The organism is Siphonobacter sp., from assembly GCF_048595215.1.
In the GTDB taxonomy this organism is placed as follows: Bacteria; Bacteroidota; Bacteroidia; order Cytophagales; family Spirosomataceae; genus Siphonobacter.
Genome location: NZ_JBMDWJ010000309.1, coordinates 19,834 through 46,572, shown reverse-complemented (window position 1 = coordinate 46,572; position 26,739 = coordinate 19,834). Strand labels below are relative to the sequence as shown.

At 47.7% G+C, this 26,739-nt stretch carries 15 protein-coding genes; 3 read left to right on the top strand and 12 right to left on the bottom strand.

Annotation, left to right across the window (positions count from 1 at the left end; genetic code table 11):
- Positions 1 to 27: 27 nt before the first annotated feature.
- The 9 genes from ACOJTG_RS19115 to rnr all read right to left on the bottom strand — a co-directional run bounded on the left by ACOJTG_RS19115 (position 28) and on the right by rnr (position 17,019).
- A complete protein-coding gene (locus tag ACOJTG_RS19115) occupies positions 28 to 1,836 on the bottom strand; it encodes an AMP-dependent synthetase/ligase (RefSeq protein ID WP_420155286.1) in 1,809 nt (602 codons plus the stop codon).
- A 130-nt stretch (positions 1,837 to 1,966) separates the two neighbouring features.
- Positions 1,967 to 3,094, bottom strand: a complete 1,128-nt coding sequence (locus ACOJTG_RS19110; RefSeq protein ID WP_420155285.1) for a M48 family metalloprotease — start codon at positions 3,092 to 3,094, stop codon at positions 1,967 to 1,969.
- A gap of 152 nt (positions 3,095 to 3,246) precedes the next feature.
- Positions 3,247 to 5,082 carry a tetratricopeptide repeat protein gene (locus tag ACOJTG_RS19105; RefSeq protein WP_420155284.1) on the bottom strand — a complete coding sequence of 612 codons (1,836 nt, stop codon included), beginning with the start codon at positions 5,080 to 5,082 and terminating at the stop codon, positions 3,247 to 3,249.
- 585 nt (positions 5,083 to 5,667) lie between these two features.
- Entirely contained in the window at positions 5,668 to 7,299 is a 1,632-nt protein-coding gene (locus ACOJTG_RS19100; protein ID WP_420155283.1) for an Ig-like domain-containing domain, read from the bottom strand.
- Positions 7,280 to 8,164, bottom strand: a complete 885-nt coding sequence (locus ACOJTG_RS19095) for a methyltransferase domain-containing protein (RefSeq protein ID WP_420155282.1) — start codon at positions 8,162 to 8,164, stop codon at positions 7,280 to 7,282. Before ACOJTG_RS19095 ends, ACOJTG_RS19100 begins: the two co-directional genes overlap by 20 nt.
- Positions 8,165 to 8,312: 148 nt before the next feature.
- On the bottom strand, positions 8,313 to 10,175 hold the full coding sequence (gene mnmG, locus ACOJTG_RS19090) for a tRNA uridine-5-carboxymethylaminomethyl(34) synthesis enzyme MnmG (protein WP_420155281.1): 1,863 nt from the start codon (positions 10,173 to 10,175) through the stop codon (positions 8,313 to 8,315).
- 141 nt (positions 10,176 to 10,316) lie between these two features.
- Positions 10,317 to 10,733, bottom strand: coding sequence for an rRNA maturation RNase YbeY (gene ybeY / locus ACOJTG_RS19085; RefSeq protein ID WP_420155280.1), 417 nt, complete (start codon positions 10,731 to 10,733; stop codon positions 10,317 to 10,319).
- A 213-nt stretch (positions 10,734 to 10,946) separates the two neighbouring features.
- Positions 10,947 to 14,420, bottom strand: a complete 3,474-nt coding sequence (locus tag ACOJTG_RS19080) for a DUF4175 family protein (RefSeq protein ID WP_420155279.1) — start codon at positions 14,418 to 14,420, stop codon at positions 10,947 to 10,949.
- 184 nt (positions 14,421 to 14,604) lie between these two features.
- The gene (rnr, locus tag ACOJTG_RS19075) at positions 14,605 to 17,019 is read right to left on the bottom strand and encodes a ribonuclease R (RefSeq protein ID WP_420155278.1); all 2,415 of its coding nucleotides are present in this window, start codon (positions 17,017 to 17,019) and stop codon (positions 14,605 to 14,607) included.
- Between the two features lie 220 nt (positions 17,020 to 17,239).
- On the opposite strand from rnr, the gene ACOJTG_RS19070 reads away from it, so the two are divergent.
- The 3 genes from ACOJTG_RS19070 to ACOJTG_RS19060 all read left to right on the top strand — a co-directional run bounded on the left by ACOJTG_RS19070 (position 17,240) and on the right by ACOJTG_RS19060 (position 19,823).
- Positions 17,240 to 18,271, top strand: coding sequence for a rod shape-determining protein (locus ACOJTG_RS19070; protein WP_104715878.1), 1,032 nt, complete (start codon positions 17,240 to 17,242; stop codon positions 18,269 to 18,271).
- Between the two features lie 123 nt (positions 18,272 to 18,394).
- A complete protein-coding gene (mreC, locus tag ACOJTG_RS19065) occupies positions 18,395 to 19,237 on the top strand; it encodes a rod shape-determining protein MreC (protein ID WP_420155277.1) in 843 nt (280 codons plus the stop codon).
- Positions 19,238 to 19,319: 82 nt separating this feature from the next.
- Positions 19,320 to 19,823, top strand: a complete 504-nt coding sequence (locus ACOJTG_RS19060; protein WP_420155276.1) for a hypothetical protein — start codon at positions 19,320 to 19,322, stop codon at positions 19,821 to 19,823.
- A 65-nt stretch (positions 19,824 to 19,888) separates the two neighbouring features.
- Here the strand turns inward: ACOJTG_RS19060 and ACOJTG_RS19055 are convergent, their stop codons facing one another.
- The 3 genes from ACOJTG_RS19055 to glyA form a co-directional block, all read right to left on the bottom strand.
- Positions 19,889 to 23,842 (bottom strand): S8 family serine peptidase, encoded by a 3,954-nt coding sequence (locus ACOJTG_RS19055; RefSeq protein WP_420155275.1) that lies wholly within the window; start codon positions 23,840 to 23,842, stop codon positions 19,889 to 19,891.
- 367 nt (positions 23,843 to 24,209) lie between these two features.
- On the bottom strand, positions 24,210 to 25,100 hold the full coding sequence (tatC, locus tag ACOJTG_RS19050) for a twin-arginine translocase subunit TatC (RefSeq protein WP_420155274.1): 891 nt from the start codon (positions 25,098 to 25,100) through the stop codon (positions 24,210 to 24,212).
- Positions 25,101 to 25,264: 164 nt separating this feature from the next.
- Positions 25,265 to 26,560, bottom strand: a complete 1,296-nt coding sequence (gene glyA, locus ACOJTG_RS19045; protein WP_102202248.1) for a serine hydroxymethyltransferase — start codon at positions 26,558 to 26,560, stop codon at positions 25,265 to 25,267.
- Positions 26,561 to 26,739: the final 179 nt, after the last annotated feature.

The window sequence follows — 26,739 nt, the reverse complement described above, 5'->3', positions numbered from 1 at the left end:
CCTTTTCAGTTTAAATCTATGACTCGATTATTGATAAATACTGTCAATCTCAGCCTGACGATTCTTATGAATCACTTTTCGCTTTAGTTTTAGGGTAGGTGTCAATTCCCCCGCTTCCAACGTAAAAGGCTTAGCCAGTATTTTAAACTTTTTGACCCGTTCATACTGAGCAAAGCTTTCATTCAGGCGTTCGACCTCCTGATGCATTTTCTCCAGAACCTTGTCATTTTTTACCATCTCCTCCGGCGTAGTGAATGCAATCTGGTTAAGATTGCAGTATACTTTCAATGCTCCAAACTCAGGTACGATCAGAGCCGCCGGAAATTTCTGACCTTCACCTACGACGAGCACCTGCTCGATATACTTGGATTCTTTGAGTTTGTTCTCTACCAGCTGCGGAGCCACATACTTACCCCCGGAGGTTTTGAACATCTCTTTTTTACGGTCGGTAATTTTGAGGAAACGGCCTTCTACCATTTCTCCAATATCGCCGGTATGAAACCATCCCTCTTGGTCAATAGCTTGGGCTGTTAACTCCGGTTGGTTATAATAGCCCTGCATGATATTAGGACCTTTCACCAGAATTTCTCCGTCTTCGGCGATTTTTACTTCAACTTCGGGTAGGATCGTACCCACACATCCTACACGTAGATCCGGCGGATCCACTCGACCTACCGATACTACCGGCGAAGTTTCCGTTAATCCATACCCTTCGGCAATGGGTATCCCAGCTGCCCAGAACACCCGGGATAAGCGAGGTTGTAAAGCTGCTGAACCCGTCGCTACGATGCGGATTTTACCTCCTAGAGCTTCTTTCCACTTACTGAAGATTAATTTACGAGCAATTTTCAACTGCGTATTATACCAGAATCCCAGGTCTTGAACAGGATCGTACCGGAGGCCCAGGTTCAACGCCCAGAAGAACAGTTGCTTTTTAATGCCTTTCAGTTCATATCCCTTCGCTACGATTTTATCGTATACTTTTTCCAGCAGACGCGGTACCGTGGTAAAAACGGTGGGTTTTACTTCCCGTAAATTTTCCGCGATGGTTTCCATACTCTCCGCGTAGAAGATAGAAACCCCGTACCGCATGTGAACGTACAAAATAGTACGCTCGTAAACGTGACTTAAGGGAAGAAAGCTTAAGGCCCGTTCGTGGGGCTTCATAGGCATGTAAGGATTTACCCCTTCAATGTTGGAAACGATATTCCGATGCGTCAACATTACCCCTTTAGGCGTACCTGTCGTCCCTGAGGTGTAAATTAAGGTCAATAAATCAGAGGTACGGATGCTACTTTTGATGCGTTCCAGTTCTTGCTGATTATCTGGATTGGCTAGTTTAGTGAGTTCTGACCAGTGCGTAGCTCCGTCCATAGCATCAAACGTGTAGATGGCTTGTACGGTTGGTACTTCCTGAACCGCTTGCTGTACTTTCACCAGTAAGTCTTTGCTGGATACAAAAACTACTTTTGCTCCGGCATCGCGTAAAATGTAACGATAATCTTCAATCGTAATGGTCGGATACAGGGGTACCGACACGGCTCCTACTTGCTGAATGCCGAAATCAACCATGTTCCACTCCGGACGATTATTCGAAATGATCGCCACCTTGTCGTTCTTACCGATACCGATTTTCAATAAGCCCAGGCTTACCTGATTGGCCTGCTGAGCAAATTGCTGAGCCGTTATTTTTTTCCACAATCCATTGATTTTGGAGGCTAGGGCTTCGTCGCTATTGGTTTGCAGTACATACTGCGGCAGTATATCGAAAACCCTGTCGTAGGGATAATGCGTTTCACGCATGGGTGGGCGGGGTGTTAGGGTCTGCGTTTCCATAGTGGTACAGGTCCAATATATTCCTTTTCGAAGTTCAATTTAAAACATTTTAATATTGAACGTTTCAAGTGGCTGGATAATGCACAAAAAAAGGCCGGGATCCGGCCTTTTCTCAGTAAATACTATACCATTATTTTTCGGGTTGCCGTTTATCGTTCAAATAATACAGCACTTCCTCGTATCCACTCGCATAGATATATTTTCCTTTTCCGTGGCGGTAGCCATTTTTAAAATCCCCTAGGTAGCGATCACCGTTGGCATAACGTAGCACGCCTTTACCATGGCATTGACCCGCGGAGAAATCACCGGCGTACATCGCCCCGTTGGTATACCACAAGGTACCCTTGCCATCGAATCGTCCGTTGAGGAAGTTTCCTTCGTACTTCTTTTTGCCCGTTGAATAATACTGCGTTCCAAAACCATTGGGGCGACTTTCCTTCCAGTCACCTTCGTATTTTTCCAGCGTTTTCCGGTTTACGTAGAGGCCTGTACCATTGTCGCAGTTGCCCGCCAGACATCCCGTCTGAGTAATCTCTGGGGCTTTAGTCTCCACTTTGGTCACGGGTGGTACGGACGGAAGTTTGGCAACGGGAGTCGATGGGGTAGGGGAGGAAGCCGGCTCTTTACTGGCTATACGTGGGTAAAAATTATCCGCTTCTCGCCATCCTTTCTCAATTGCGGATAATCGATCACGCTTGGGTGGATGGGTATAGTCTCCTTCGTCGTTTTGTAAGAGCTTGATGGCTATCTGAGCATTCTCTAAACTTCCACCCAAATTGTGTAAAACAAAGCCCGAGAAATAGTCGGCCTGAAGTTCTTTGTCGGGACGGCTGCCGGTACCATCGGAGGTATGACCCAGAATATGATGACCGATTTCGTGAGCCATGATACTTACGGCCGACCAGTCGGTTTGGGTGCGGTTTTCCACCAGTTTTAGAAAAGCGTTATCATAAACGACGTAGCGGGTACCGTTGATGATGGTCGCGTAGCAGTTATCGGTATTAGGGCATTCGACTACCTGGAAATTGCGTTTGCCAAATCCCATCCCGGCCGACTTCAGAATGTTATCCACAACCGTCTCGGCGTGTTGATTCGACTTGAATAGGTATACGTCACAGGGACCTTTTTGCAATTTCTGTGATCCGTAGCTCCAGGTAGGAAAACGATCTTCTTGATTATCAGTGGAATCTTGAGCCATTACGGGTCCACTTACCGCTAATAAACCCCATAGAAGGCCTTGCTTGAAAAAGCTGTTCATAGGTGTGCAAATGTGGATAACTTGTCTGAGTTATTAACAATGAGGGGTACTTGTCCACAAAACTAAAGAAAAGCCCGTGGCTCATTTCACTGCGGCCCTGTACATACTCGTATCACAAGCCACGGACTTTATGGTACAAATGGTATTTCGCCTTAATTTATTGCGTCACCCCGCAGATTTCTGAAACGTTTCCGGGCTTCGGCGGTATAAATACTTCCGGGATACTTCTGAAGAATCTCCTGGTACAGCTTCATGGCGGTGTCTTTGTCATTCATATTTTCCTGCTGAATCTTAGCCGATAGAAACAGTGCATCGTCTCCCAGGATATCCACCGAGTAGTTCTTAAGGATTTTATCCAGATCCGCTAGAGCCTCAGCGGGACGGTTTTGCTTCAACAGGGTATTCGCCCGACGCCACAAAATTTCATCTGCCAGCGGATGTTCTTTGTACTGTTCGTAGAGGGTATTCAGCGAAGCTAACGCTTCCTCCGTCCGGTTTTGGAACAGCAACAGATCTACCGCAGCGTAAGCTTTCATCGCCGTTTCGGTTGTATCCATGCCCGTATTATCCTGAATGAGTAGGCTCAACTCAATCGCATCGTTCGAAATTTCGCGAGTCGTGGCTTTTTTGAGAATGTCGAGAACTTCCTTGGCCAGCTCAAAATCGCCTTTGTAGTAGGAGAGTTTCGCATTCTTCAGCTTGGCATCATAGCCCAGGGGACTTTCCTTGGCTGACTTTTCCACCTGCGAATACAAGAGCGTTGCTTCCCAGGGTTCACTTTTCAACAAATACACATCGCCTAAATCCAGCTTGCACTTGTCAATGAAATCCTGATCCATTCCCGCACTCCTGATCGCTTTTTGCAAAATAACGGCGGCTGTATCCTTTTCGTTCAGGTAAAATGCGTACAGATGGGCCGTATTTCGCAAGGCTTCGAGCGTACGCGGGTTTTCTCCGACTTCGGCAAAGAATCGCTGGTATTCGCTAATTAAGAGTCTTATATCGTCTAATTTGACGGGGTAGGTGGTTTTGACTACTTCCTCTTTGGCGTTGATCAGCAATCGGCGGTAGACGGGATAGTTGGGACTTTTGGGGTATTCCTTCACCAAATATTCAAAAACTTTCCCCGCTGCCTCATAATCCTTGTTCTGCATGGCCATGAAGCCAATCTCGGTTACTTTCTGACCTTCCTGCTTCAGACGACGATCGAGAGCCCGGGCCTGAATAAAGGCTTTTCCAAATTCTTTCTGTTGAACGAGGTACCAGACCAGCATTTCACCGTAGTACTTTTCATTGGGTACTTCCTGCACTTTTTTATACAGCAGTTTTTCCAGTAACAGGGTCATTTTCTCATCCTTCATCTCATCCTGAAGAATGCCCTGAACTAAATCCACATTGCCTTCCTGCGAGCCAAACCGGAGGTATTCTTCCATCATCGCTTCATTTTGCTGGAGAATGCGATAGAGCCGTGCAATCTGGATGGAGTAGCGGAGGGGATCATTTTGCGTTTTGCGAGCCTCCAGGAAGAGTTTTAGGGCCAAATCGGCCTGATCCTTGTCGGCCAGGTTCTTTCCAAGGCGATAAGTGAGCTCTTCTTTCTTCTGGGCTTTGAGCAGGGCTTCGGCGTAGAGCTTATCGGCTTCCTTGATTTTTCCTTGACTTTCCTGCAGCCGAGCGTAGTCGAGCAGATAGAATGGGTTATCCCCATCACTCTTGATCTGACGCTTCAAAAACTTTTCGGCTTCAGCTAATTCTTTCAAACGCATCAGGCTTTCCAGATAGGGCTCGTATACTTCACCTACCGTTTCCTTATTCCGCGTCAATTTCTCAAGGGTAGCACGGGCTTTTTCATATTCCCCATTCCGCAGGTATTCCCGCCCCAACTGTACTTCGGGCATTTCCACTTGAGCGGGCTGAAGCTGAGCCTGTACATTCAGCGTGAGCAATAGAGCCCCAACGAAAATCAGTTTACACAGATCGTTTACCATTACATTTATTAACAATATCTTTCTTTTAAATCTTTTTTAATGGTTGTAATAGGGGCGGTGGAAAAGTGGGAAAGTTTTTCTCTTCAAATCCTTGCCTGATACTTCGTTGATTATTTCCCTACTTCTCCACAACTATCCACAGGCTTCTCCACATCTAATATACTGATTTACAACCAAACCGTAGTTATGCACAAAATAGTGTTTTATCCACCGTGGAAAAGTTTGTTTTTCGAAGGGTGTGAATTACGGTTAATAACTCGTGTATGAAACGGGGGATTTCTCCCGAGTTTTCAACGGGATCTCCCTTGTCAGGGCTTACGTAGTAAGGAATGTGTATAGGTATAGAAATCATCCACAGGGTTTATCCCCCGTTTCCACATAAAAAGGGTGGGTTATCCACGGACTTATCCACGTTATACTTGGACATTTTTTATTTTGAATGTAGCTTTTCCGTAGTAGCCTTTTTAGGGCTCATTTGACCACTTGTCCACAGAAGTATTCCACATCGTAAAAGAGACTGCCAAAGGCACACAAAAGCCCCGCCCAGGTAGGCGAGGCTTGAAACTAATGCGGTGGTAATTTCAACTATTGCAAGGTGAAATCATTCCCCAGTAATTCGAAATTCGCTTTCAACTTGATTTCACTGGGAAAAAGAATAACGGTTTCGGGCGGTACAAATGCATCCGGATTCCCGGCATCCCAGCGTCCATTTTTGTTGATATCTAGAACGAGTCGCAGGCGGTAGGTTCCGGCCGGTACCGATTTGAAGGTATACGGAGTTTGGTTCCGAAGGCTACGTACTACTTTGTAATCGGCGGCACTGAGGAGTTCGACAATAAAATCAGATTGTATATTCCGTACTTCTCCACTAATGGTCCCATACTTCTCGGGGTCACGAAGAGGATTGAGCAATCGTATCGCCTGTGCCGTATCGCCTTCGATGGAAATGAATGTACCCTTGGGAAAAATACTTCGAACGTCCCGCCGAAACTTTAATTCCTTCTCAATTTTCAATTGCGTTCGGTACGGATTCCACTGGTAATCGTTGGCTGAGAACATAACCCGACGAATGGTGTCTTCCTGAATTTCTACCCGTAGCGGATTGAATTGAGTAATGGGTTTGCTAAAGTCGATGGTTACCTGGAAAAGTTGTTCCTGGTCCTCTCCCGTTTTTGGACTGACTTTTACTTCCATGGATTCCCGCGTATCGGCATCGCGTTTGCCCCGTTCGCGAAACTTAATTTTCTGCGTATGCGTGAAATCACGGCTCAGTGAATCCTGTACTGTAATAGTCGCCCGTACCGTATCCGTCGTATTGAGAATGTTGTAGAACCGCAACTGATTTGGCTCGATGAGTGCATAAGTCAGACTATCTTCTTTACGCTCGAACTGCACCTGCACACCCTGTACGCCTCTTGGATAAACCAGTGAAAAAATACGGGAAGTAGCCACAGTTTTAGGCGTACGTTGCGGCGATAAATTAGCCGCCGTAATTTTCAGTTCGGGTGATCCAGTAAAACCGGGAAGTGTAATCGGGTTCGGATGGAAGCCAATCAGATCTTTGTCGGTATTATAAAAGAGGTTGTTATTAACATCCTTGAGAGCGGCCAGTCGGTACTGTCCGGGTGACATATTCTCTAAGTCGAAACGCCCCGAGCTATCCGTTTTCGTTAAATAGTAGGGTTTGTTTTTGGAGAACTTGAGCGTATCGCTCTGCTGGTACAAACCGACGAGGGCATCGAAAACCGGTTTATCGGTAAGCAGTTCTTTCACGGTTCCTTGGAGTCGGAGCGAGTCCAGCTGTGGTCCCGTACTAAAGACGAGTTTGACGTTACGGGCTGGATTGCGTTCGGTCACATCCTTAAAGGCATTCCGGAAATTTAGCGTGTACGTAGTGTTGGCCCGGAAGTCCTGATCGAAGGTAATGCGTACGCCTTTGGGGTAGGTCTTGAAGTCAAACGTCCCTTCGATGGCCGGGGTAATCAATAATTGCTGGTTGAGATTATCAATGTTGATGTACTCGTCAAACTCAAGTTCTACTACTCTTCCCTTGAAATTGATCGTCTGATTTTCCGGTACGATCCGGACTACTTTCGGTGGAATCAGATCTTTCTCACCCCCCGTCGGAGAACTTTGCTGAGCACATCCCCACAGCAGAATTCCGGCCAGACTTACCAGCACAGCTAGCCGGCTGCTCTTAGATTTTCTTAAAGACATAGATCAGACTTGAGTAATTATTCTTGTTGTGTTTGGCCCACTGATTCGACTGAAAACCCTTTTGTACGGCTTCCAGATAATTAGTTTTTCCATCCCGGTATTTCGTACTGAGCATACTCACGTAAAACGAATCGAAGGGCATGGGCAGCGTCTGTTCAAGTCGAAATCCTTTCTGGCCGAGTAGGGCCCGCATGGTTTGTTGGGAGAAATGATACAGGTGGCGGGGGACATCGTAAGCCGCCCAGTACTTGCCGTATTCCTGCGCATCGTACGACTGGAAATTGGGAACCGCAATAATCAAATGGCCCGCGACGCGTTGCCGCAGCCAGTCCAGCGTAGCCTCAAGCTGGTGAATATGTTCGAGTACGTGCCAGAGCGTGACTACGTCAAAGGTCTCATTGGGGTAGCTTTCCAGAATCGAAGGCTGAATGGTTTCGCCCGTTTCTTTCATTGCTAACGACCGGGCTCCGGGATCGGGCTCAATGCCCGAAACCTTCCAACCGTCGGCTTTGCCTACCGACAGAAACATACCCGTACCGCAGCCGACGTCGAGGAGTTTTCCTTTCGAAGGGCTCAACTCGTTGATCAGTTTAAGCTTATTGCGAAGGGTGATTTTTCGTACCTGATGGTAGGCCTGAGCAATAACGCCCTGTCGGGTATTACTATGCGAAATATATTCAGTAGACTGGTAGTAGGCACCAATCGCGGCTTCGGTGGGTCGGGGATTGGTAAAGACAAAGCCGCAGGACGGACATTGCACCAGTGTAAACTCTTCCTGACTCACGGTGTAATCTTTACAAACCAAATAGGGGGAATGGTGTTCACTTCCGCAGACGGGGCAACGACCAAGGGTTTCCATTTTCATACTTCAAAAATAGCCGAAGTCTTTTGATTCAACGCGTGTCTGTTTCGACAAGCGCTATATGCTTGGTTAAATATCCTTAACACTTGGACAGGGCTACGAAAAAACCCCTTCGATCTGAAGGGGTTTTTTCGATAAGCAGTTGTGCTAACTAGCGGCCCAGGTGTACCATTAGGATGGAAATATCCGAGGGCGATACACCGCTGATGCGGGAAGCCTGACCCAGGGTCTGCGGACGCATCCGTCCGAGTTTCTGACGACTCTCTTTGGAAAGGGCCGTAATTTTTTCGTAGTCGAAGTTGGGATGGATCATCAGGTTTTCCAGCCGACTCAGTTTCTCGACCTGAATCCGCTCCCGTTCCATATAGTCTTCGTACTTGATATTGATCTCGGCCTGCTCCTGAATTTCCTCGGAATATTCGCTCCGTAGTTCCTCCACAGCGGTGCTCAGTCGACCCAGACTCCGTACATCCAATTCTGGACGCTTTAAAAGTTGGTATAAGGTGCCCTTTTCCCGGAGTAAAGCGGAGTTCTGAGCTTCCAGAGCGGGGTTTACCTCTTCAGGAGCGACCTTGAATTTTTTGAGTCGGTCGATCAATTCAGCCGTCAATTGTTGCTTGGCTTGTACCCGTTGGTAGCGTTCTTTTGAAGCCAGACCCAATTGATAGCCTTTTTCGGTCAGGCGTAAATCGGCATTATCCTGACGTAGCAAGGTGCGGTATTCAGCCCGCGAGGTGAACATCCGGTAGGGTTCTTCCGTACCCTTATTAATTAGATCGTCGATGAGTACGCCGATGTATGCTTCCGAGCGGTGCAGTACGAAAGGCTCTTTTCCCTGTACCTGATTGTGGGCGTTGATCCCAGCCATGAGTCCCTGACAGGCGGCTTCTTCATAACCCGTCGTTCCGTTGATTTGTCCAGCAAAGTACAGACCTTCGATGAGCTTCGTTTCCAGCGTTTGCTTGAGTTGCGTAGGAGGGAAGAAGTCATACTCGATGGCGTAACCCGGTCGGAACATGCGAACATTTTCAAATCCTGGAATTTTTCTCAAGGCCTGATATTGTACATCTTCGGGCAGAGAAGTCGAAAAGCCATTGACGTAAACCTCTACCGTATTCCAGCCTTCGGGTTCTACGAAAATCTGGTGACGATCTTTATCCGCAAAGCGATTGATTTTGTCTTCGACCGAAGGACAGTAACGAGGACCCAGTCCTTTGATACGTCCGGCAAACATGGGGGATTTTTCAAAACCCGTCCGCAGAATTTCGTGTACGTCCTGATTGGTATAGGTAATCCAGCAGCTGCGTTGCTCAGTCAGTCGGGGCGTATCCAGGTAAGAAAATTTTTCAGGATTTTCATCGCCGAGTTGTTCTTCCATTTTTGAATAGTCCAAACTACGGGCGTCTACCCGAGGAGGCGTACCCGTTTTCATCCGTCCTGCTTCGAAGCCTAACTGTACGAGCTGTTCCGTAATTCCGGTCGCTGCCCGCTCTGCCGTCCGACCGCCGCCGAATTGTTTTTCACCAATGTGAATGATTCCGTTCAGGAAGGTACCGTTGGTAAGTACTACTGCTTTGCCACGAATCTCAATGCCCAGTTGCGTCTTTACTCCGACCGCCTTGCCTTCTTCCACGATCAAACCCGATACCATCTCCTGCCAGAAATCCACGTTGGGATTTTGCTCCAGAGCCAGTCGCCATTCTTCGGCGAACCGCATCCGGTCCGACTGACAACGCGGCGACCACATGGCGGGTCCCTTGGAGCGGTTGAGCATCCGGAACTGGATCATGGTCTTGTCCGAGATGATCCCCGACATACCGCCCAAGGCATCTACCTCCCGAACGATCTGCCCCTTAGCTACGCCCCCCATGGCGGGGTTGCAAGACATCTGGGCGATGGTGTTCATGTTCATCGTAATGAGCATTACCTTCGATCCCATTTGGGCAGCGGCATGAGCGGCTTCGCATCCGGCGTGTCCGGCTCCTACTACAATTACATCGTACTCACTAAACATAGCTTGCTTCTAGATGACTCATTTTCAGAAGCTAACTCCTTGAAAATTAGCTCAGTTTCGTCGGATAAGAAATTGCTGATTTTTGGTGTTTCACGTGAAAACTTTTAAAACTTACAGAAATGTGTTCCACGTGAAAACTTTTTAAATTCTGGTAAGAAGGTAGTGGCTCTCCAGACGTCTCATATTTTCCTCCTCTTCATCCGTCTCGTCCAGGTAGCCAGCCAGGTGTAAAACCCCGTGTACCATCACCCGGGCAAGTTCATCCTGGAAAATGACGTTGAGAGAACGGGCATTGTCCTCAACTCGTTCCACGCTGACAAAAATATCTCCACTAATTACCTTCTCTTCTTCGGAGTTGTCGAAGGTGATGATGTCTGTATACGTATCATGCTCCAAATACTCCACATTGATTTTATGCAGGTATTCGTCGGAACAAAAAATATAGTTAAGCTCAGCAATCTGAAAGCCTTCAGCCAAAGCAACGGTATTCAGCCAACGGCGAGTCTTCTGAGGGAAGGGGACCTGAAATTCGACGTCCTCTACGAAATAACGAATCATGGGTAAATGAATTGATAATCACAAAGGTACAAGGAAAAAGGGTAGGGACTTCACTCTTTTTTTAACCCTTGATTAGGGTGTGGATAACTATGTGGATAAGTTAATAAATAGGTCTTAAGTCTGTTAAGACAGCTGGTAAGTAATTGATTATGAGTGCCTATTAAACAAAAAAAGCTGAGACGTATGCCTCAGCCTTTTGGTTAATTCTTAAAATTATTTCAACTTTTTAAAATAGTTGTCTACTTCTTTCTTGTAAAAAGGGGCCAATGATGGCGGAACCGTTCGAAGCAACTCCGTCTGTTTCTGTTTCTCTTTTACGTACTGTTCGAAGGCAGGTGGTACCTTGGGCGGAATGGGCTTAGCCGTTTCAGACTTACGCTTCTCGTCTTCTTCCTGTTCCCGAATCGCTTTTTCCGATTCCAGTAAGCGGGTGAGAATATCCTTATTGCGGTTAATCGTGTTGGGCGTAATCCGTTTGTTAACCAGGTCTTCTTCCGTTTGATCCATTTTCTTCATGAGATCATTTACTTCACCCTGTAATTTTTTCCCGGCTTCCGTCCCTTTTAGCTTCTCCATCGCTTCCTGGAGTTGCTTGCGAATGGCGGCCTGCTGAGCGGCCATCTGAGCGAGCTGTTCTGAAAAAGCTTTGCCGCTCTTGTTACCCTGCTGGGTTTGCTGCATCTGCTGATTCATCTTCTCCTGCTGTTTACCCATACTCGGCATACTGCTTTTTTGCTTTTGCGGCTTGCCTTTACCCATCGCCATCATGTTCATGGCATTTTCCTGCATCTGTTTGAGTACATCCGAAAGCATGAGGGCCAGATTATTCATGTTGGTCATGGCGAACTGCTGGCGAGCAGTGGCCTGCGATACCCGACGTTCACGAATGGATTTGGCCGCATCATCCATGTTTTTCTTCATATCACCGACTTCACGGGTAACGAAAGACTGGATTTGCAATACTCGTTTTGCTAGGGAATAGAGGCTGTCTTCCACAATTTTCGCATCTTCCTGAAGCTTAATCTGCTCTTGGGCCAGTTTCACGAAGCGGGGATCGGCGAGTTGAATACCGCGAAAATCCTTCATCACCCGCTCTTGAGCAAAACTCAGGTGTACCAGGTTTTCAAGAATATCACGGAGATCATCCATGTTCTCCTGATTCTCCTTCATCTCCGCTTCCTGCTTCATCTCCGAGAGCTTTTGGGCCAGACTTTTCATTTGCTGAGCGGCCTTTTTCTGGCGTTGGGAGGAAGACTTGTTGTTCCCGTTCTTCATGTCCTGCATACTCTGCTGCTGCTGCTCGGAGATTTCCTGCTGCTCCTGCTTACCCATGTCTTTGTCTTCATCCTTCAGCTCTTTATTGAGTTCCTCTACGTCTTTCAGCTCTTTCTTCACGTCTTCCATTTCCTCTTTGAGTTTCTCCTGCTCCTGCTGAAGCGAATTTTCACCGCTCTTATTTTGATCTTTTCCGTTTTGATCTTTAGTACTCGGTTCCTTACTATTCTGATCTTTCTGATCCGACTGGTTCTCTTTGGAATTCTGGTTTTTCAACGAATCAGATTCGTTCTTGCCGTCTTTGTTTTTTTGATCCTGGGAAGCCCCTTCTTTTGTATCCTTCTGATCTTTCGCTTTTTCCGTTTCCTGAGCTAATTTTTCCTGATTTTCAGCTAGTTTCTTTAGCTCTTCAATACTTTTGTCGAGCTTTTGTTCGCGTTGCAGGCGTTTAAACAATTGCATGGCCCGGTCCAGATCTTTCTCGGAATTACGCTCTTTCGCTTTCAGACGATCCAGCATATCCAGCATCCGTTCGTCCTGATTCTTTTCGAGCATTTGTTTGAGTTGCTCGTACAGCTTGTCCGTATCGCTTTTGAGCAACTCATTCATCAGCTTTTGTAACTGCTCGAATTTCTGAGCCAGTTCGGGTTTCTGTTCGTTGAATCGTTGCTGCTTTTGCGTAAGTGACTGGTTGAGTTCCTGCAATTGACGTAGCTCGTTCTGGAGTTCTTCTTTCTTCTTCAGAAGTTCCTCGATCTGTTTTTTGTCCTGAAAATCCAGGTCTCGCTTGTTGCGAAGACGGGTTTCCAGAGCTGCAAGTTCTTTCCGTAATTGCTGAGCTTTACTCAGGGATTTATCAATCTGACTTTCCGTTTTCTCAACGGCCTGATCAATTTCTTTCTCAATGGATCGCTTGGAAGGAATGGAATAGTTGAGTACGCCCGTTTTAGCCGACTTCGCTCCGTTGACACCGTCGTTATCCCATACCTGTACGAAATACTCGATTTTATCACCCGGAGCCAGTTTTAAACTATCCGTGGACCACTGATAGTAAAAACTCTGAATGGTTTGTCCTTTTGAGAAGGGAATGCCCACCGAAGCATAGGCTTTCTGGTCCTTACCACCTTCACGAACTACCTTATAGAAAAGCCGCAGGTTGGAGACGCCGTAATCATCGCCAATATTTCCGCCCAGTACGAGGTAATTGTAGAGCGTAGAATCCCGGTACTGTTCCAGCGAAATAGTTGGGTATTTATCAGGAATGACGTTCAAAAAGAAGCTGACAGGCTCGCGGTTGGTAGCATACTTATTCTTTAGAAAAACCTGATACTCGCCCGATTTTTTTGCCCGTTTTTCGAATGTAAAGCCACTGAGCATGGACTTCTCAGCCGTACTTTTTTCCTGATCGCCTTCAAAGCTTAGCTCGACGGCCTCGGTCTCCGTGGCGGCAAACTGCCACTCAATCTTTGTGCCTTCGGGAACGGTGAGATTACCCGTGTTCTTTACCACTTCGTTAGGCTTGTTGAGATACGAAGGGTAATTCAACTGAACTTCAAAGCCCGTCAGGTTAGGCCGAGCAATAATATCGACTTCGTAGGTAGGAGAGGAGTAACCCGCCGCTTCGAACGTAAACGAAATATCCTGCTGTACTTTACGGAAAGTATATTCGTAATGCCGCTGATCGGTCGTTTCCATTTTAAACCGACGACCCTCGAACGTCAGATACACGCCCTCCGGGATGGCTTCGCCCTGTAGATTGAGCTTAACCGTGTAATCTTCGTTTTTAAATGCTTTGAGATTTTTGTTTTCCAGTACAAAGGTAAAAGGAGCTTCCTCGGCGTATTCGTTCGTGAAATGAACAATCCGGGTCGTTGACTTCGTGAAAAACTGCGGCCATACCAGCAGAATACCAGCAATGACCAAGGCTGGAACGAGGACAAATTTGAGGTAACGTTTATTCTCATTCAGCTTGACAGCATCGGCGAATTTCACAAAAGCGAGCTGTTGCGACTTTTGCTCGATGGAAGCCCGCAATAATTCATTCTGATTGGGATTGAGACTAACCAGTTGAAGTGTATTCAGGAGACGATCGCCGACTTCGGGAAAGAACCGTCCAATCTGCTGAGCGGCTTCTTCGTTCGACAGCGGCTTTTGTTTTCCGTAGAGATACACGATGGGTTTGATTACCCAGAATACCAGAGAAAACAGAAAAACGCCCAGAAAACCAAAGAATAAAAGTGTACGAAAGGTCGTACCAAAATGCCCGAAATATTCGAGTGTATTCAGGAACAGGTACGCGGAGAGTACGACCGCTGCTGAAAAAATAACGCCCTTCAACAGGAGATTCGTATAGTATTTTCGCTTGTACTCATCCAGCTGAACCAGCAAGGTAGTGATCGAAGAATGTTGCATACGGAGCAGAGGCCTGACGATAAACCATGTATAAAAACTATACCCGAACTCGTCTATTTATAATCTATTACTAGAACGAATTAAGGTACAAAAAATTTGCTGGAAAGCGGGCAGGATAGCGACGAAAAAAGAAAAGACATACTACCCAGGGCAGTATGTCTTTCGAACGGTGATGCATACACTACTAACGTCGCTTGCGACCTTTGGCTTCCGGCTTACCGCCATTACCACTCTTCCGGCTACTTTCATTACCGCGGGAAGAAGACTTTCTTCCTCCACCGCCTCGGCTTTCGTTACGTCCCGATCGACCCGTGGATCGGGGTAGGGGTTTCATCCGGGGAGCTTCCCCCGTACTCATGATGCCCAGTAATTCCAGATCAATCGTACGGCGGCTCAGGTTCGCTTCCATCACTTTTACCTGTACCCTATCACCAAAGTTGATGATCCGGCCTGATCGCTGTCCGATAAGTCGGTAGTTCGCTTCGTCGAGTTCGTAATAATCGTCTTTCAGTTCGCTCAAGCGTACCATGCCTTCGCTGGCCGTTTCCTTGATTTCCACAAACACCCCAAACTCCGTTACGCCGGAAACCATACCCGTGAACACTTCGCCTTCCCGCGTCTGCATGAATTCGACCTGTTTGTATTTGATACTGGCCCGTTCGGCTTCAGCAGCCATTTTCTCCCGCTCGGAGCTGTGTTTGCAGCGACCTTCAAATTCATTCTTGTTGGGCGATTCCTTGCCATCCAGGTAATGCTGGAGCAGCCGGTGAGCCATCATATCCGGGTACCGGCGAATGGGCGAGGTAAAGTGCGAGTAGTGCGAAAAGGCTAGTCCAAAGTGACCAATTTCCTCCGTGGAATACCGGGCTTTGGCCATCGTCCGAATCGCCAGATTTTCCATCAGGTTTTGTTCGGGCTTGCCTTCTACGGCCGTCATCATGTTGTTGAGCGAACTGGAAATATTACCCTCTACATTCACCTGATACCCGAAACGCAGGGCAAAATCCGCAAAAGTCTTCAGCCGATCTTTGTCAGGAGCTTCGTGAATCCGGTAGACCATTGTATTCCGGGGTTCTTCTTTTCGCAGATTGAAGACAAATTCAGCCACGCGTTTATTAGCCAGCAGCATGAACTCTTCAATCAGCTTGTGAGCGTCTTTCCGGACTTTCTGATAGACTTCCAGGGGCTTACCATTTTCGTCTAAGCGGAATTTAACCTCAACGGTTTCAAAATTAACTGCACCTTTCCGGAAACGTTCGTCCCGAAGCTTCTTGGCTAGATCATTTAGCACATGCAGGTGCTGGGTGAAATTTGTACTTGGTGGAAGGGCTGTTGCCTTTTTCTTCCGTCCTTTCACCGGCTCTTGCGACTGTACTTCTACTTCGGTATCGGGCGTCAGTTCCGATTCCAGTAACTCCTGAGCTTCTTCGTAGCTAAAACGGCGGTCGGAGTGGATAATGGTGCGACCAAACCATTCTTCTTTAATCCGGGCCTGCTCGTCCAGTTCAAATACCGCTGAGAACGTCAGCTTATCTTCATTCGGACGCAGGGAACACAGGTTATTGGAAAGCTTTTCGGGAAGCATCGGTACCGTACGATCCACTAAGTACACCGAAGTCGCCCGCATGTACGCTTCTTTTTCCAGCTCCGTGTTGGGCTGGATATAGTGGGTTACGTCAGCGATGTGTACCCCAACGCGAATATTTCCGTTATCCAGATACTCGATGGAGAGCGCATCATCAAAATCCTTGGCATCGGCGGGGTCAATCGTAAACGTCGTAATGGGACGGAAGTCCCGACGCTTCTTGATTTCTTTGATCTGAATCTTCTCTGAAATCGCATTCGCTTCGGCATCTACCTGAGCGGGGAATTCATTTGGTAAACCGAATTCCGCCAGGATAGCGTGCATTTCTGTATCGTTATCTCCAGCGTCACCTAATACGATTTTAACCTTTCCTTCCGCTCGTTGCCCTTCAGTAGGAAATTTAGTAATCTCTACGATTACTTTTTGTCCATCCTGAACGCCGTTGAAATCTTCGCTACGCACAAAGAAACTGTTATAAACGCGACGATTGTCTGGGTAAACAAAGCCGTACTTCGGACTCATCTGTTCGAAAGTACCCACCAATTCCTTACGGATTCTTTGTACGACTTCAATCACTTCGCCTTCAGGACGAAAGTTCGAACGGCGGCTTCCTTTCCAGATGGAAATCTTTACTTGGTCCCCGTCAAGGGCCGTATTTAAATTTTCAGTAGGCACGTATACATCAGCTTCGCCTTCCTGAGCGTTATCTAAAACAACAAATCCAAAATTTTTATTGACGTGTTCAAGCCGTCCTGTGCGGAATTTTAAGCCCGTATCTATCTGATACTTACCGTTTTCAAATAGTAGCTTTCCATCCTCGTGCAATTCTTCGATCATCAGGCGATAAATCTCCCGAAGGGATTTTCCCCGTACATCCATTCGATCGCACAACTCAGAAATTGTAAAAGACTCGTTGTAATTAATATCAAAAAAAGAGTGAATTTCGGCCTTTAGTTGAGTGATAAAGCGTTCTTCTTTCGAGGCAGTATGTTTTTCTTGGGAATTCTTTTTCATGTAAAAATATTGTTACGTATTGATTAACAGATAGTTGAGTGAAATGGTTCTGCGTTGAAAATAAAGTATATACGGCTTGGAAATACCTATACTGTAGCAAAGAACAACGAATTACGTTGTACGATTTAAAAAATCTTTCGCGGGCTATTCTGCGATAGATTCTCTAATTTTGCACATTCCTAAGAATTGAAACCAAAAAACTGACGCTCAGAGGCTTCCAATGGCATTATTCGATTTTCTAACCAGCGACATAGCGATCGATTTGGGCACGGCCAATACGCTCATTATTCATAAAGGCAAAATAGTAGTAGACGAACCTTCTATTATCGCCCTCGATAAAACTAGTGGTAAAGTACTTGCCATTGGCCACCGGGCCATGCAAATGCACGAAAAAACCAACGAAAACATCAAAACGATTCGGCCCTTAAAGGACGGCGTTATCGCTGACTTTACGGCCGCCGAGCTGATGATTCGGGGGATGATTAAAATGATCGACGAACGTAAAGGGCTACGTTTCTTCACTCCTTCACACCGAATGGTCGTTTGTATTCCTTCCGGTATTACAGAGGTAGAAAAACGAGCTGTAAAAGATTCGTGCGAGCATGCCGGTGCTAAAGAAGTGTACATGGTGCATGAGCCTATTGCGGCCGCTCTAGGTATCGGTATCGATATTCAGCAACCCAATGGTTCCATGATTGTGGACATCGGAGGAGGTACAACCGAGATCGCCGTGATTGCTCTTTCCGGTATCGTCTGCGAAGCATCGGTACGGATTGCCGGTGACGTTTTCACCCGTGATATTGTCGATTACATGCGACGCGAACACAACCTATTGATCGGGGAACGTTCGGCGGAGCTGATCAAGATTGAGGTAGGAGCGGCGTTACCCGAACTGGAAAACCCACCCGCTGATTTCGAAATCCGCGGTCGGGATTTGATGACGGGTATTCCGAAAGAAATCAAGGTAACGTATTCGGAGATTGCCTACGCACTCGACAAATCGATTTCAAAGATTGAAGAAGCTACGATGAAAGCCCTGGAAACATCACCTCCGGAGCTTTCGGCGGATATTTACCACAACGGTATTCATCTGACGGGTGGCGGTGCTCTGCTGCACGGTCTGGATAAACGTTTGGGTGCGAAAACGAAGCTTCCCATTCACATCGCCGATGATCCACTGCGGGCCGTCGTACGGGGTACGGGCGAAGTGCTGAAAGATCTGGATAAGTACAAAGCTGTGCTTATCAGCTAGAGGAGCGATCAAAGTATAGAGCGAATAGATGACGGAGAGTAGAAGTTAGCGTTGCTAATATTCTAGGCTCTGTCATCTATTCGCTGTTCTCTATCGTCTCTTTGTAATCCGCTGTCCTATTCTATGAATTCGCTATTTGCCTTTATCGCCCGGCAGCGGGCCTTTATCGTATTCGTTTTGCTGGAAGTGTTGAGCTTGTGGTTTTACTTCAAGTTCAATAATTACCCGAGTGCCATCTATTTTCATACGACCAACTATTACGTAGCGAAAGGACTTCAACTCCAGGCATCGGTTACCCAATATTTAAATCTGGGTCAGGTAAATGCGGGTTTAGCCGCAGAAAATGCCCGATTGAATGCGGAGTTGACTACGCTGAAAGGCCAGCAGGTTCCTACGATCATCAATTACAAAGCGGATTCCACGGTAGCCGCCCGTTTTCAACCCATCGTAGCCAAGGTGGTAAAAAACTCTATTGTCGTTGCTCAGAACAACTATCTGACGCTCGATAAAGGTACCGCTGACGGTATTTTACCGGGTATGGGGGTTGTTTCACCCACGGGCGTAGTCGGAATCATCAGAGGCTGTTCGGAACACTTCTCACTGGTTACGTCCTTGTTGCATCTAGATCCACCCATGCGAATTTCTTCTCAGGTAAAACGGAGTGGAGAAATCGGTTCCAGTCGCTGGGAGGGAGATAATACCGAAGTCGTGAAGCTATTCGATGTATCACGGTATAAGTCGGTGAAAATGGGCGATACGGTGGTAACCTCGCAACTGAACTCGGTATTCCCCGGTGGTATCATGGTAGGGACGGTGAAGAAACTGGGCGTTAGCTCAGATCAGACCTTCTGGGATATTGATCTGAAATTAGCCACGGATTTCCGTAATTTGTCTTACGTGTACATCATCAACAACCGCCTTCAGAAAGAGCAGGAGCAGTTGGAAAAAACAATTCAGGCGAAATAAGACTTTCAAACGAAAGGATTTTCGTTGAATGAACCCATCACTAGCTAAAAGCCTCCAGCTGATAGCTAACAGCCAGTGATCAATGAATCGGAATTTTTTTAGTAGTGCTCTTTGGGTACTTGTTTATTTACTGCTTCAGGTCTTCTTTTTCCGCAGCATGATTCTCTTCGATCATGCCTTTTGCTTTGTATACATTGCCAGTACCCTTTCGCTGCCCTTCGATACGCCTCAGACGCGGGTTCTGTTGCTGGCCTTCGCAACCGGCTTATTTGTAGATTTCTTCTATAATACGTTAGGTTTACACGCGGCCTGTACCGTCTTTCTGGCTTTCATACGACCAGCTATTTTGCGTTTACTGACCCCAGCTCGGGGGTACGAAGAACGCAACGAACCTACGCTCGCCGTAATGAATCTCTGGTGGGTGATTCGGTATACGTTTATTGCCGCTCTGATTCACCATACGCTTTTATTTGGTCTGGAAGCCCTGAGTCTGGCTCTACTGATACCGACGTTACTTAAGATTATCACCAGTACATTCTACTCGACGTTTGTGATGGTGACCTTGCAATTTTTTCGCGGAAAATAAGGCTTATCTTATCTCCACAAAAAAAGCTCCCTGCCAAACAGGGAGCTTTTTTTGTGGTACAGCCTTTAGTTTTTAATAAACCGTTTGCTGACGATTCGCTGGCCATCTGAAATCTGAACCAAATACAGGCCCGGTGCCCAATGCGTTACATCCACGTCGGTTTGATAGAGATTCCCTTCAACGGCTACGCTTTGTGTGGAAATCAGCTTGCCGTCGCTGCTATACATGCGGGCGGTAGCCTGTTGAAGACCAACGGCCTGGTAGGTAATGCGAATACGTTCCTGAGCGGGATTGGGTTGTAACGTGAAAAGGAACTGCGTTTGCTCGGGAGTAATGGCGGTAATAGTTACCGTCGTAGGCTCGGAGGTGGCCGTACATCCCGCAGCATTTTTGGTCTGTACGGTGTAGGCCCCAGACTGTCCCACCAAGTAATTCTGACTGGTGGCTCCCGTAATCAAGGTACCATCGCGATACCATTGATAACCCGCGGCCTGAGAAGAAGTAAGTTTCAATTCTTCCCGGCCAATGGTGGGTATTGAAACGGCCTGTATCTGAACGCTGGTAGGCGAAGACGTAGTTTCACAACCCGAAGCTTCGGATACACGAACGGTGTAGTTCCCGGCCTGTGTGACCGTAAACGTAGCTCCGGTAGCTCCCGAAATAGGCTGATTCTCGCGGTACCACTGGTACACGAAACCCGTACCCGTATTGGCTTGTAAGGTCAACGAACTGTTCTGGCAAAGCGTAGCATTCGCTCCGGCCGTAATTCGGGCGGGTGAAGTCACGGTGCCCGCCGTAATAGGAATGGCCAAACGACTACTCGTACATCCGTTTGCCCGTACGCTCAAATCATACAGATAATAATAGTAGGTGTTGGCAGCCGATCCGGCGGTGTTTCCAGTAATGGAAAAGACATTGGGCAGGGAGAAGGGGTAGGGCTTCGTGCTGCTGCTCAGATTTCGGTAAATCGTAGCTCCGTTCGCGTACGAAATCTGAATCTGGTAGTCTCCCGCCTCGGGCAAGGTCAGGTTCAAGGGATAAACCGCTCCGGTATCATTAGGATCATCGGTACTGGCTCCGGCGGCGGCTGGATTTCGGGTAGCCGTCACGTCCAAAGTCACGCTAGAGACATTCCTTCCGGCTGCATTGACGGCCGTAAACGTAATTTTCCCCGAATTACCAATGTACAGCCGGGCACTTTCCAAGACAACCGGAACTTCCGCCCGTACGGTGAGGGCGGGTGAAAACTGGTTATATCCACCTCCCGCAAAAACCGATTTAGTCGCGGGGCCTACCGTACTTCTGAACTCGTTTAAACTTACGTATACCGTTGCGGACGCGGGTTTCTGTTCCAGTGAAGTAGCATTTCCAATGGCAATCAGATTACCACCGCTGGGAGCATCGTACCAGAAGGCCGTACCCGCGGCTGTATTCCGAAGCGTCACTTTCCCGTCGGTACCGCAGGTTTGAGCCGTTGCTTGTGGAGCGATGACGGCCGCGGTCGTGCGGGTTTGGGTAAGGGCATTGTTCGTACTTAGCTGATCCCCTTCCAACTCCGTACGTACCGTAATCGTATAGCTTTTGTTGGCCACAGCCGTAAAATCGCTGGTAAGCCAGACATTTTTCTGCTGAAAAGCATTGAGACTAACCTGTCCCCGCAATGTAGCAACGACTGTAGTACCATCGCTAATCTGAGCTGTAACGGGTACGTTTGTCTGAGCTTCGGTACCAAAGTTCTGCACCGTGACCTGAAGAGCGATACCCCCATTTGGGCAAAAATTATTTTCGGGAGAAAGCAATGCCGTTACGCCCGCGTCCCGAGCGGGTTTTACTACTTTGAGTTGATACTCTTGCGTTTGCCCAGCCGTGTAGTTACCGCAGGCTGTAGGGGCAGTCGTGCCTTCCCGGCTAATGATGCGTAGCGGAATAAGCTGCCCCACACTTACATTGGAAGGAATCGTTAGCGAGCCACTGAATACCCCGCCACTGCTTAACGTACCAGACGTCGCCAGCGTTTCGTTGCTATCGTCAAAATCGCCGTCGAGATTCCAGTCCGCAAACATCCGAATCGTTTTCTGCGTGTTTTGGCCGTTGCAGTTGGCTACCGAAATTTCATAGGAAAGGGTCTGACCCACTGAAATTTCAGCGACCTGATCCGTGTAGATCTGATTACTACCACAGCCATCGGGCAGGGTACGGCTGAAGTTTCCGAAAACCACCTTACTGATTTTACTAACGTTGGGAGTAGTCGCCAGAGCAGAACAATAGGCCGTACCACCCATGCCACTCATCAGGAGGCTATAGGCCTGAGTACCGCCCTGCAAACTGTTTTTATGCGTGACTGTTACGGTATAGGTTCGACCGGGAACGGGATTGGCGATGTAGATTTTCTCTACGTTATCCAGAATATTGTCGCCCGTGGTAGCCGCCTGCGTAGGGTTATTGGGATCGAGTATATAGGGCTGGTAAGTCGTCGTACCATCGGAAATCCGAATATCTAAATCATTGATCAGCCGGGGGGTACGACTATTTAAAGCCGATGGACCGATGGCGACTGGCGTAGCTTCGGGGTCAATCCAGGTAATGGTAACCGTCAGCGGACCACGACCTGAGGCGATCACCTGTTGGGTATAGGTTTGGCCGGAAGTAAGTTGACGTTCCGTTACCGAATGACTTTTATCCGTGTTTAACAGCACCGTCGCGGCCTTTTCTGCATTGAGTAATCCCCAACCGAAACTATAATCCGGACCAGGGTTTCCGGCGTCTTCAGCCGTATGAATAACCAAGCCTTTTAGCGTCGAGGAACGCATGAATTGGTTGTCATTGAGTTGCCCGTATAATTCCTGTAATAAAAACAAACTACCCGAGACATTGGGAGAAGCCATCGAGGTACCAGATAAGGTTGTATAGGCATCGGTTGCCGTGGAGGTAGACGAGAGCAGACCCACGCCATCGCCCATAATATCGGGTTTGATACGGCCATCATCGGTAGGACCGGAGCTACTAAACGAAGCCTGTTGAATATCGGAAGCCTGATTGATGCCATTGGGAAGACCCCCTACGGCTCCGACGGTGAGAATATTCTTAGCCGTACTATAGGTCGGAATATTATCAAAAGCTCCATTGCTCTTGCGGACTTTGGTACTGGTAGTTGAACCCGAACCTAGGTTGTACGAAGCTCCATCGGCGGGTTTATTGACACCTGCGGCATCCCGGGAATTTCCGGCTGAAAAACAGATGAGGTAATTCGGGGTGTTAACGGCCAGCTTGTCGAGCGACTGGGCTTTCGAATCGTAGTAACCGAACTTATAATCTTCCGTTTCGCTGACCGCATCGCTGCCGTACCAACGCCAGGTCGTACCGTCTTCGTCCAGATCCCAGCCCGCCAGTTGTCCGTAGGAGTGGTTGGAGATAAGCAGACCCGAGGCGGCCCCCGTAATTTCTGAAAGATCATTGGTAAAGTCCCAGGCTCGTAGTGAGGCCCCCGTCGCCATTCCCTTCGCCGCCGGGTTTACACCCGAGGCAATCATCGTACCCGATACGTGGGTAGCGTGAGCATTGGCCGTCGTTGCGTTATCCACCTGCGTTACTCTTCCGGTCAGTTCTACGTGATCCAAACGCACAGCACCACCGTCCCAGATCCCGAGACGCCCACTCATCCGACTACTGCCGCCGGTCAGGTTGAGGCCCAAACTTCCGCCCGTTTGCAGGGTATTGGTACGCGTAGTGGCGGCGGCTACCACGTTTGAAAAGGTACTCAGGTAGATGGGGTCTCCCAGAGCATCCAGTCCCTGCAATTTCACGCGTCGGCCATTGGCGTACATCCGCTCGATAAACCAGCCTCGTTTCTGAGCTAAGCTTAGGGCTTTGGTGTACGACTGTTGTTCCGCATCCGCTACCTGACGAGCTGATTTTTCGAGCTGTTTGGTGGTGGTATTGGTATATAAGGAAATCGGTTTCTGAGCCCATACCCAGGGTAAGGCAAAGAAGCTTAAGCCAAGCAATACAAGTTTTTTCATATCCGGGCAGGAAGTCGGTTCTATTAGGAATACGCTGTTCAATCAGCGGGCGTTGCGTAAGGTGATGAGCAAGCGAATGTGGATAAGACTCGTGGGGGGAAAAAGGTAAAGTGGGGTAAAGGGTTATCGTTTAGAGATGGTTTAATTTATGGCAATTTGAGCAAACGAAGTTTGGTTCGGCAAGCGTGCCGGCATGGGATGCAATGCATACGGACTAAAAACCAGCCGTCTCAACGGGACTAAAAACAGTCTATTAAAATCGGACTTCTTAATTGTATAAATTAAACCATCCTAAAAAACGTATCCAATAAAAGACATAAAAAAAGCCTTCGATCTACATCGAAGGCTTTTTAGCATATAAAATACCTTATTGATTGTTACGGAAACGCATCTCGTTTTCTTCGGCAATTTCGCTGGCTAATCGGGCTTTTTCCCGTTTGTTATTGACCCGAGCCGAAACGAAAATACTGATTTCGTAGAGTAGCAGCAGCGGTGCCGTTACCAGCAACTGGCTAAAGATATCCGGCGAGGGCGTAATAATGGCCGCAATAATCAGAATCACGATGAACGCGTGCTTCCGGTATTCCCGCATGAATTTAGGGGTCACGATGCCTACCTGCGAGAGTACGAAGATGATCATGGGTAACTGGAATGTGAGTCCGCAGGCCAGTACCATCATCACCAGCAAACTTACGTACGAAGAAATATCCACCTGGTTTTCAATGGATTCGTCGATCTTAAAGTCAGCCAGGAAGTTGATCGCCAGCGGACTTACCACGTAATAGCCGAAAAGTACACCGCAAAAAAACAGGAAGGTTACCCAGAATACGGCTCCCCGAGAGGCACTGACTTCGACGTCGCGTAAACCGGGTCTGATGAATCGCCAGAGTTCCCAAAAAGCGTACGGAAAAGCCAGCGATAGACCAATGAAAAAGGAATACGTAATGGCCATCATAAACTGACCCGTCATCTCCCGGTTAATCAGGATAAAGTCAATTTTTTTGACGCATAAATCAGGAGCACTTACCACTTCAGCAAATTCACAAAGTTTACGGTAAGTCCAGAAATCGGGGCGGCTGGGAGCTAAAATAACGCCATTCCACAGTTCGGTTTTGAAAACAAAAGCTAAAACGGTAAAAATGATAATTGCTGCGAGTGCCCGGATGATGTGCCAGCGAAGTTCCTCCAAATGTTCAATGAAGGTCATTTCGCCGCCGCCTTCTTCCTCTTGTTCGTCCCAGTGTTGATCCAGAGGCATTGTATCTTAGTTAGTAGGTGTAATGATCAAATGTAAACAGGTTCGTGGGGTTACGCAAAACACGGACTGTACCTATAAACGTAAAGATCGTTTGAAGCAGTTTGTTTGAAGAAACTTCAAAGCCTTCTCAACTGTTTCAAACGATCTTCACACGTAAGCTGATTTTAACGGTACAGCGGGAAGTTTTCCGTCCAGGCGTTTACCTTTTTCTTCACTTCGGCCAGGTAGCTGTCGTTGTCATTGTGGGTGAGTACATCATCGATCCACTCCACAATTTGCAGCATATCGTTTTCTTTCAGGCCACGCGTCGTCATAGCCGCCGTACCTACCCGCATACCGGAAGTTACGAAGGGTGACTTGTCGTCGAAGGGTACCATGTTTTTGTTAACCGTAATGTCGGCTTTGATCAGCGTGTTTTCGGCCAGTTTACCTGTCCAGCCTTTCGGACGCAGGTCAATCAGCATGAGGTGATTGTCCGTACCGCCGGAGCTGATCTGATATCCTTTATCGATGAAGGCCTGAGCCATCACCTGAGCGTTTTTCTTTACTTGAAGAGCGTATTCGCCGAATTCTTCCGTCAAAGCTTCACCAAAGGCTACGGCTTTCGCTGCGATTACGTGTTCCAGCGGACCACCTTGCGTACCGGGGAATACCGCTGAATCCAGCAGGCTCGTCATCGTACGGAGTTCACCTTTAGGGGACTTGATACCGAAGGGATTTTCGAAATCTTTGCCAACCAGAATCAGACCACCGCGAGGACCACGCAGCGTTTTATGCGTCGTTGTCGTTACAATGTGGCAATGTTCCATTGGATTGTTCAGCAAACCTTTGGCAATCAGGGCTGAAGGGTGCGAAATATCAGCCAGCAATAAAGCACCAATCTGATCAGCAATGGCCCGCAGACGAACGTAATCCCAATCACGTGAGTACGCGGAAGCTCCGCAAATCAGCAGACGGGGACGTTCCCGCAATGCAATCTCTTCTACTTTATCCCAGTCAATCAGACCCGTTTCCTGTTCAACACCGTAGAAGAAAGGCTGGAAATATTTTCCGGAAAAGTTAACCGGCGACCCGTGCGAAAGGTGGCCACCGTGGGCCAGACTAAAGCCTAAAATTTTATCACCGGGATTCAGGAACGAAAGGAAAACGGCAGCGTTCGCCTGTGCTCCGGAGTGCGGTTGTACGTTCGCCCAGCTAGCTCCGAACAATTCTTTCGCCCGATCAATAGCGAGTTGTTCAACCTGATCAACGACTTCGCATCCGCCGTAGTAACGTTTACCGGGCAGACCTTCAGCGTATTTATTCGTCAGAACACTTCCCTGAGCTTCCATCACCTGCTTGGAGGTAAAGTTTTCGGAAGCAATCAGTTCGATGCCGTATTCCTGGCGATGAGCTTCTTTCTCAATGAGATCGAAAAGTTGGGTGTCGCGTTCAATGCGGGAAGCGGTGACCGTTGACATGGGCAAAAAAGCTGGTTGTAAAAAGATGAGTCGATTAGCTAAAAAATTAGCTGAAAGTCAGCCAATTGTCCTTCTTAAGGACCAAGAAGGATAGCGAAACACAAAGGTACACCGGAAAGCTAAGCTTGCCAAATACCCGTGGGTTTCTTGCGGCTGGCTCAGTGTTTTTATAAACACGT

Coding starts and splice junctions, on each gene's coding strand:
- ACOJTG_RS19095 (WP_420155282.1), bottom strand. CDS start 8,164: ATGAAAATGGAAACCCTTGGTCGTTGCCCCGTCTGCGGAAGTGAACAC.
- rnr (WP_420155278.1), bottom strand. CDS start 17,019: ATGAAAAAGAATTCCCAAGAAAAACATACTGCCTCGAAAGAAGAACGC.
- ACOJTG_RS19080 (WP_420155279.1), bottom strand. CDS start 14,420: ATGCAACATTCTTCGATCACTACCTTGCTGGTTCAGCTGGATGAGTAC.
- ACOJTG_RS19060 (WP_420155276.1), top strand. CDS start 19,320: ATGAATCGGAATTTTTTTAGTAGTGCTCTTTGGGTACTTGTTTATTTA.
- ACOJTG_RS19105 (WP_420155284.1), bottom strand. CDS start 5,082: ATGGTAAACGATCTGTGTAAACTGATTTTCGTTGGGGCTCTATTGCTC.
- ACOJTG_RS19070 (WP_104715878.1), top strand. CDS start 17,240: ATGGCATTATTCGATTTTCTAACCAGCGACATAGCGATCGATTTGGGC.
- ACOJTG_RS19115 (WP_420155286.1), bottom strand. CDS start 1,836: ATGGAAACGCAGACCCTAACACCCCGCCCACCCATGCGTGAAACGCAT.
- ACOJTG_RS19055 (WP_420155275.1), bottom strand. CDS start 23,842: ATGAAAAAACTTGTATTGCTTGGCTTAAGCTTCTTTGCCTTACCCTGG.
- ACOJTG_RS19100 (WP_420155283.1), bottom strand. CDS start 7,299: ATGTCTTTAAGAAAATCTAAGAGCAGCCGGCTAGCTGTGCTGGTAAGT.
- tatC (WP_420155274.1), bottom strand. CDS start 25,100: ATGCCTCTGGATCAACACTGGGACGAACAAGAGGAAGAAGGCGGCGGC.
- ACOJTG_RS19110 (WP_420155285.1), bottom strand. CDS start 3,094: ATGAACAGCTTTTTCAAGCAAGGCCTTCTATGGGGTTTATTAGCGGTA.
- mreC (WP_420155277.1), top strand. CDS start 18,395: ATGAATTCGCTATTTGCCTTTATCGCCCGGCAGCGGGCCTTTATCGTA.
- ybeY (WP_420155280.1), bottom strand. CDS start 10,733: ATGATTCGTTATTTCGTAGAGGACGTCGAATTTCAGGTCCCCTTCCCT.
- glyA (WP_102202248.1), bottom strand. CDS start 26,560: ATGTCAACGGTCACCGCTTCCCGCATTGAACGCGACACCCAACTTTTC.
- mnmG (WP_420155281.1), bottom strand. CDS start 10,175: ATGTTTAGTGAGTACGATGTAATTGTAGTAGGAGCCGGACACGCCGGA.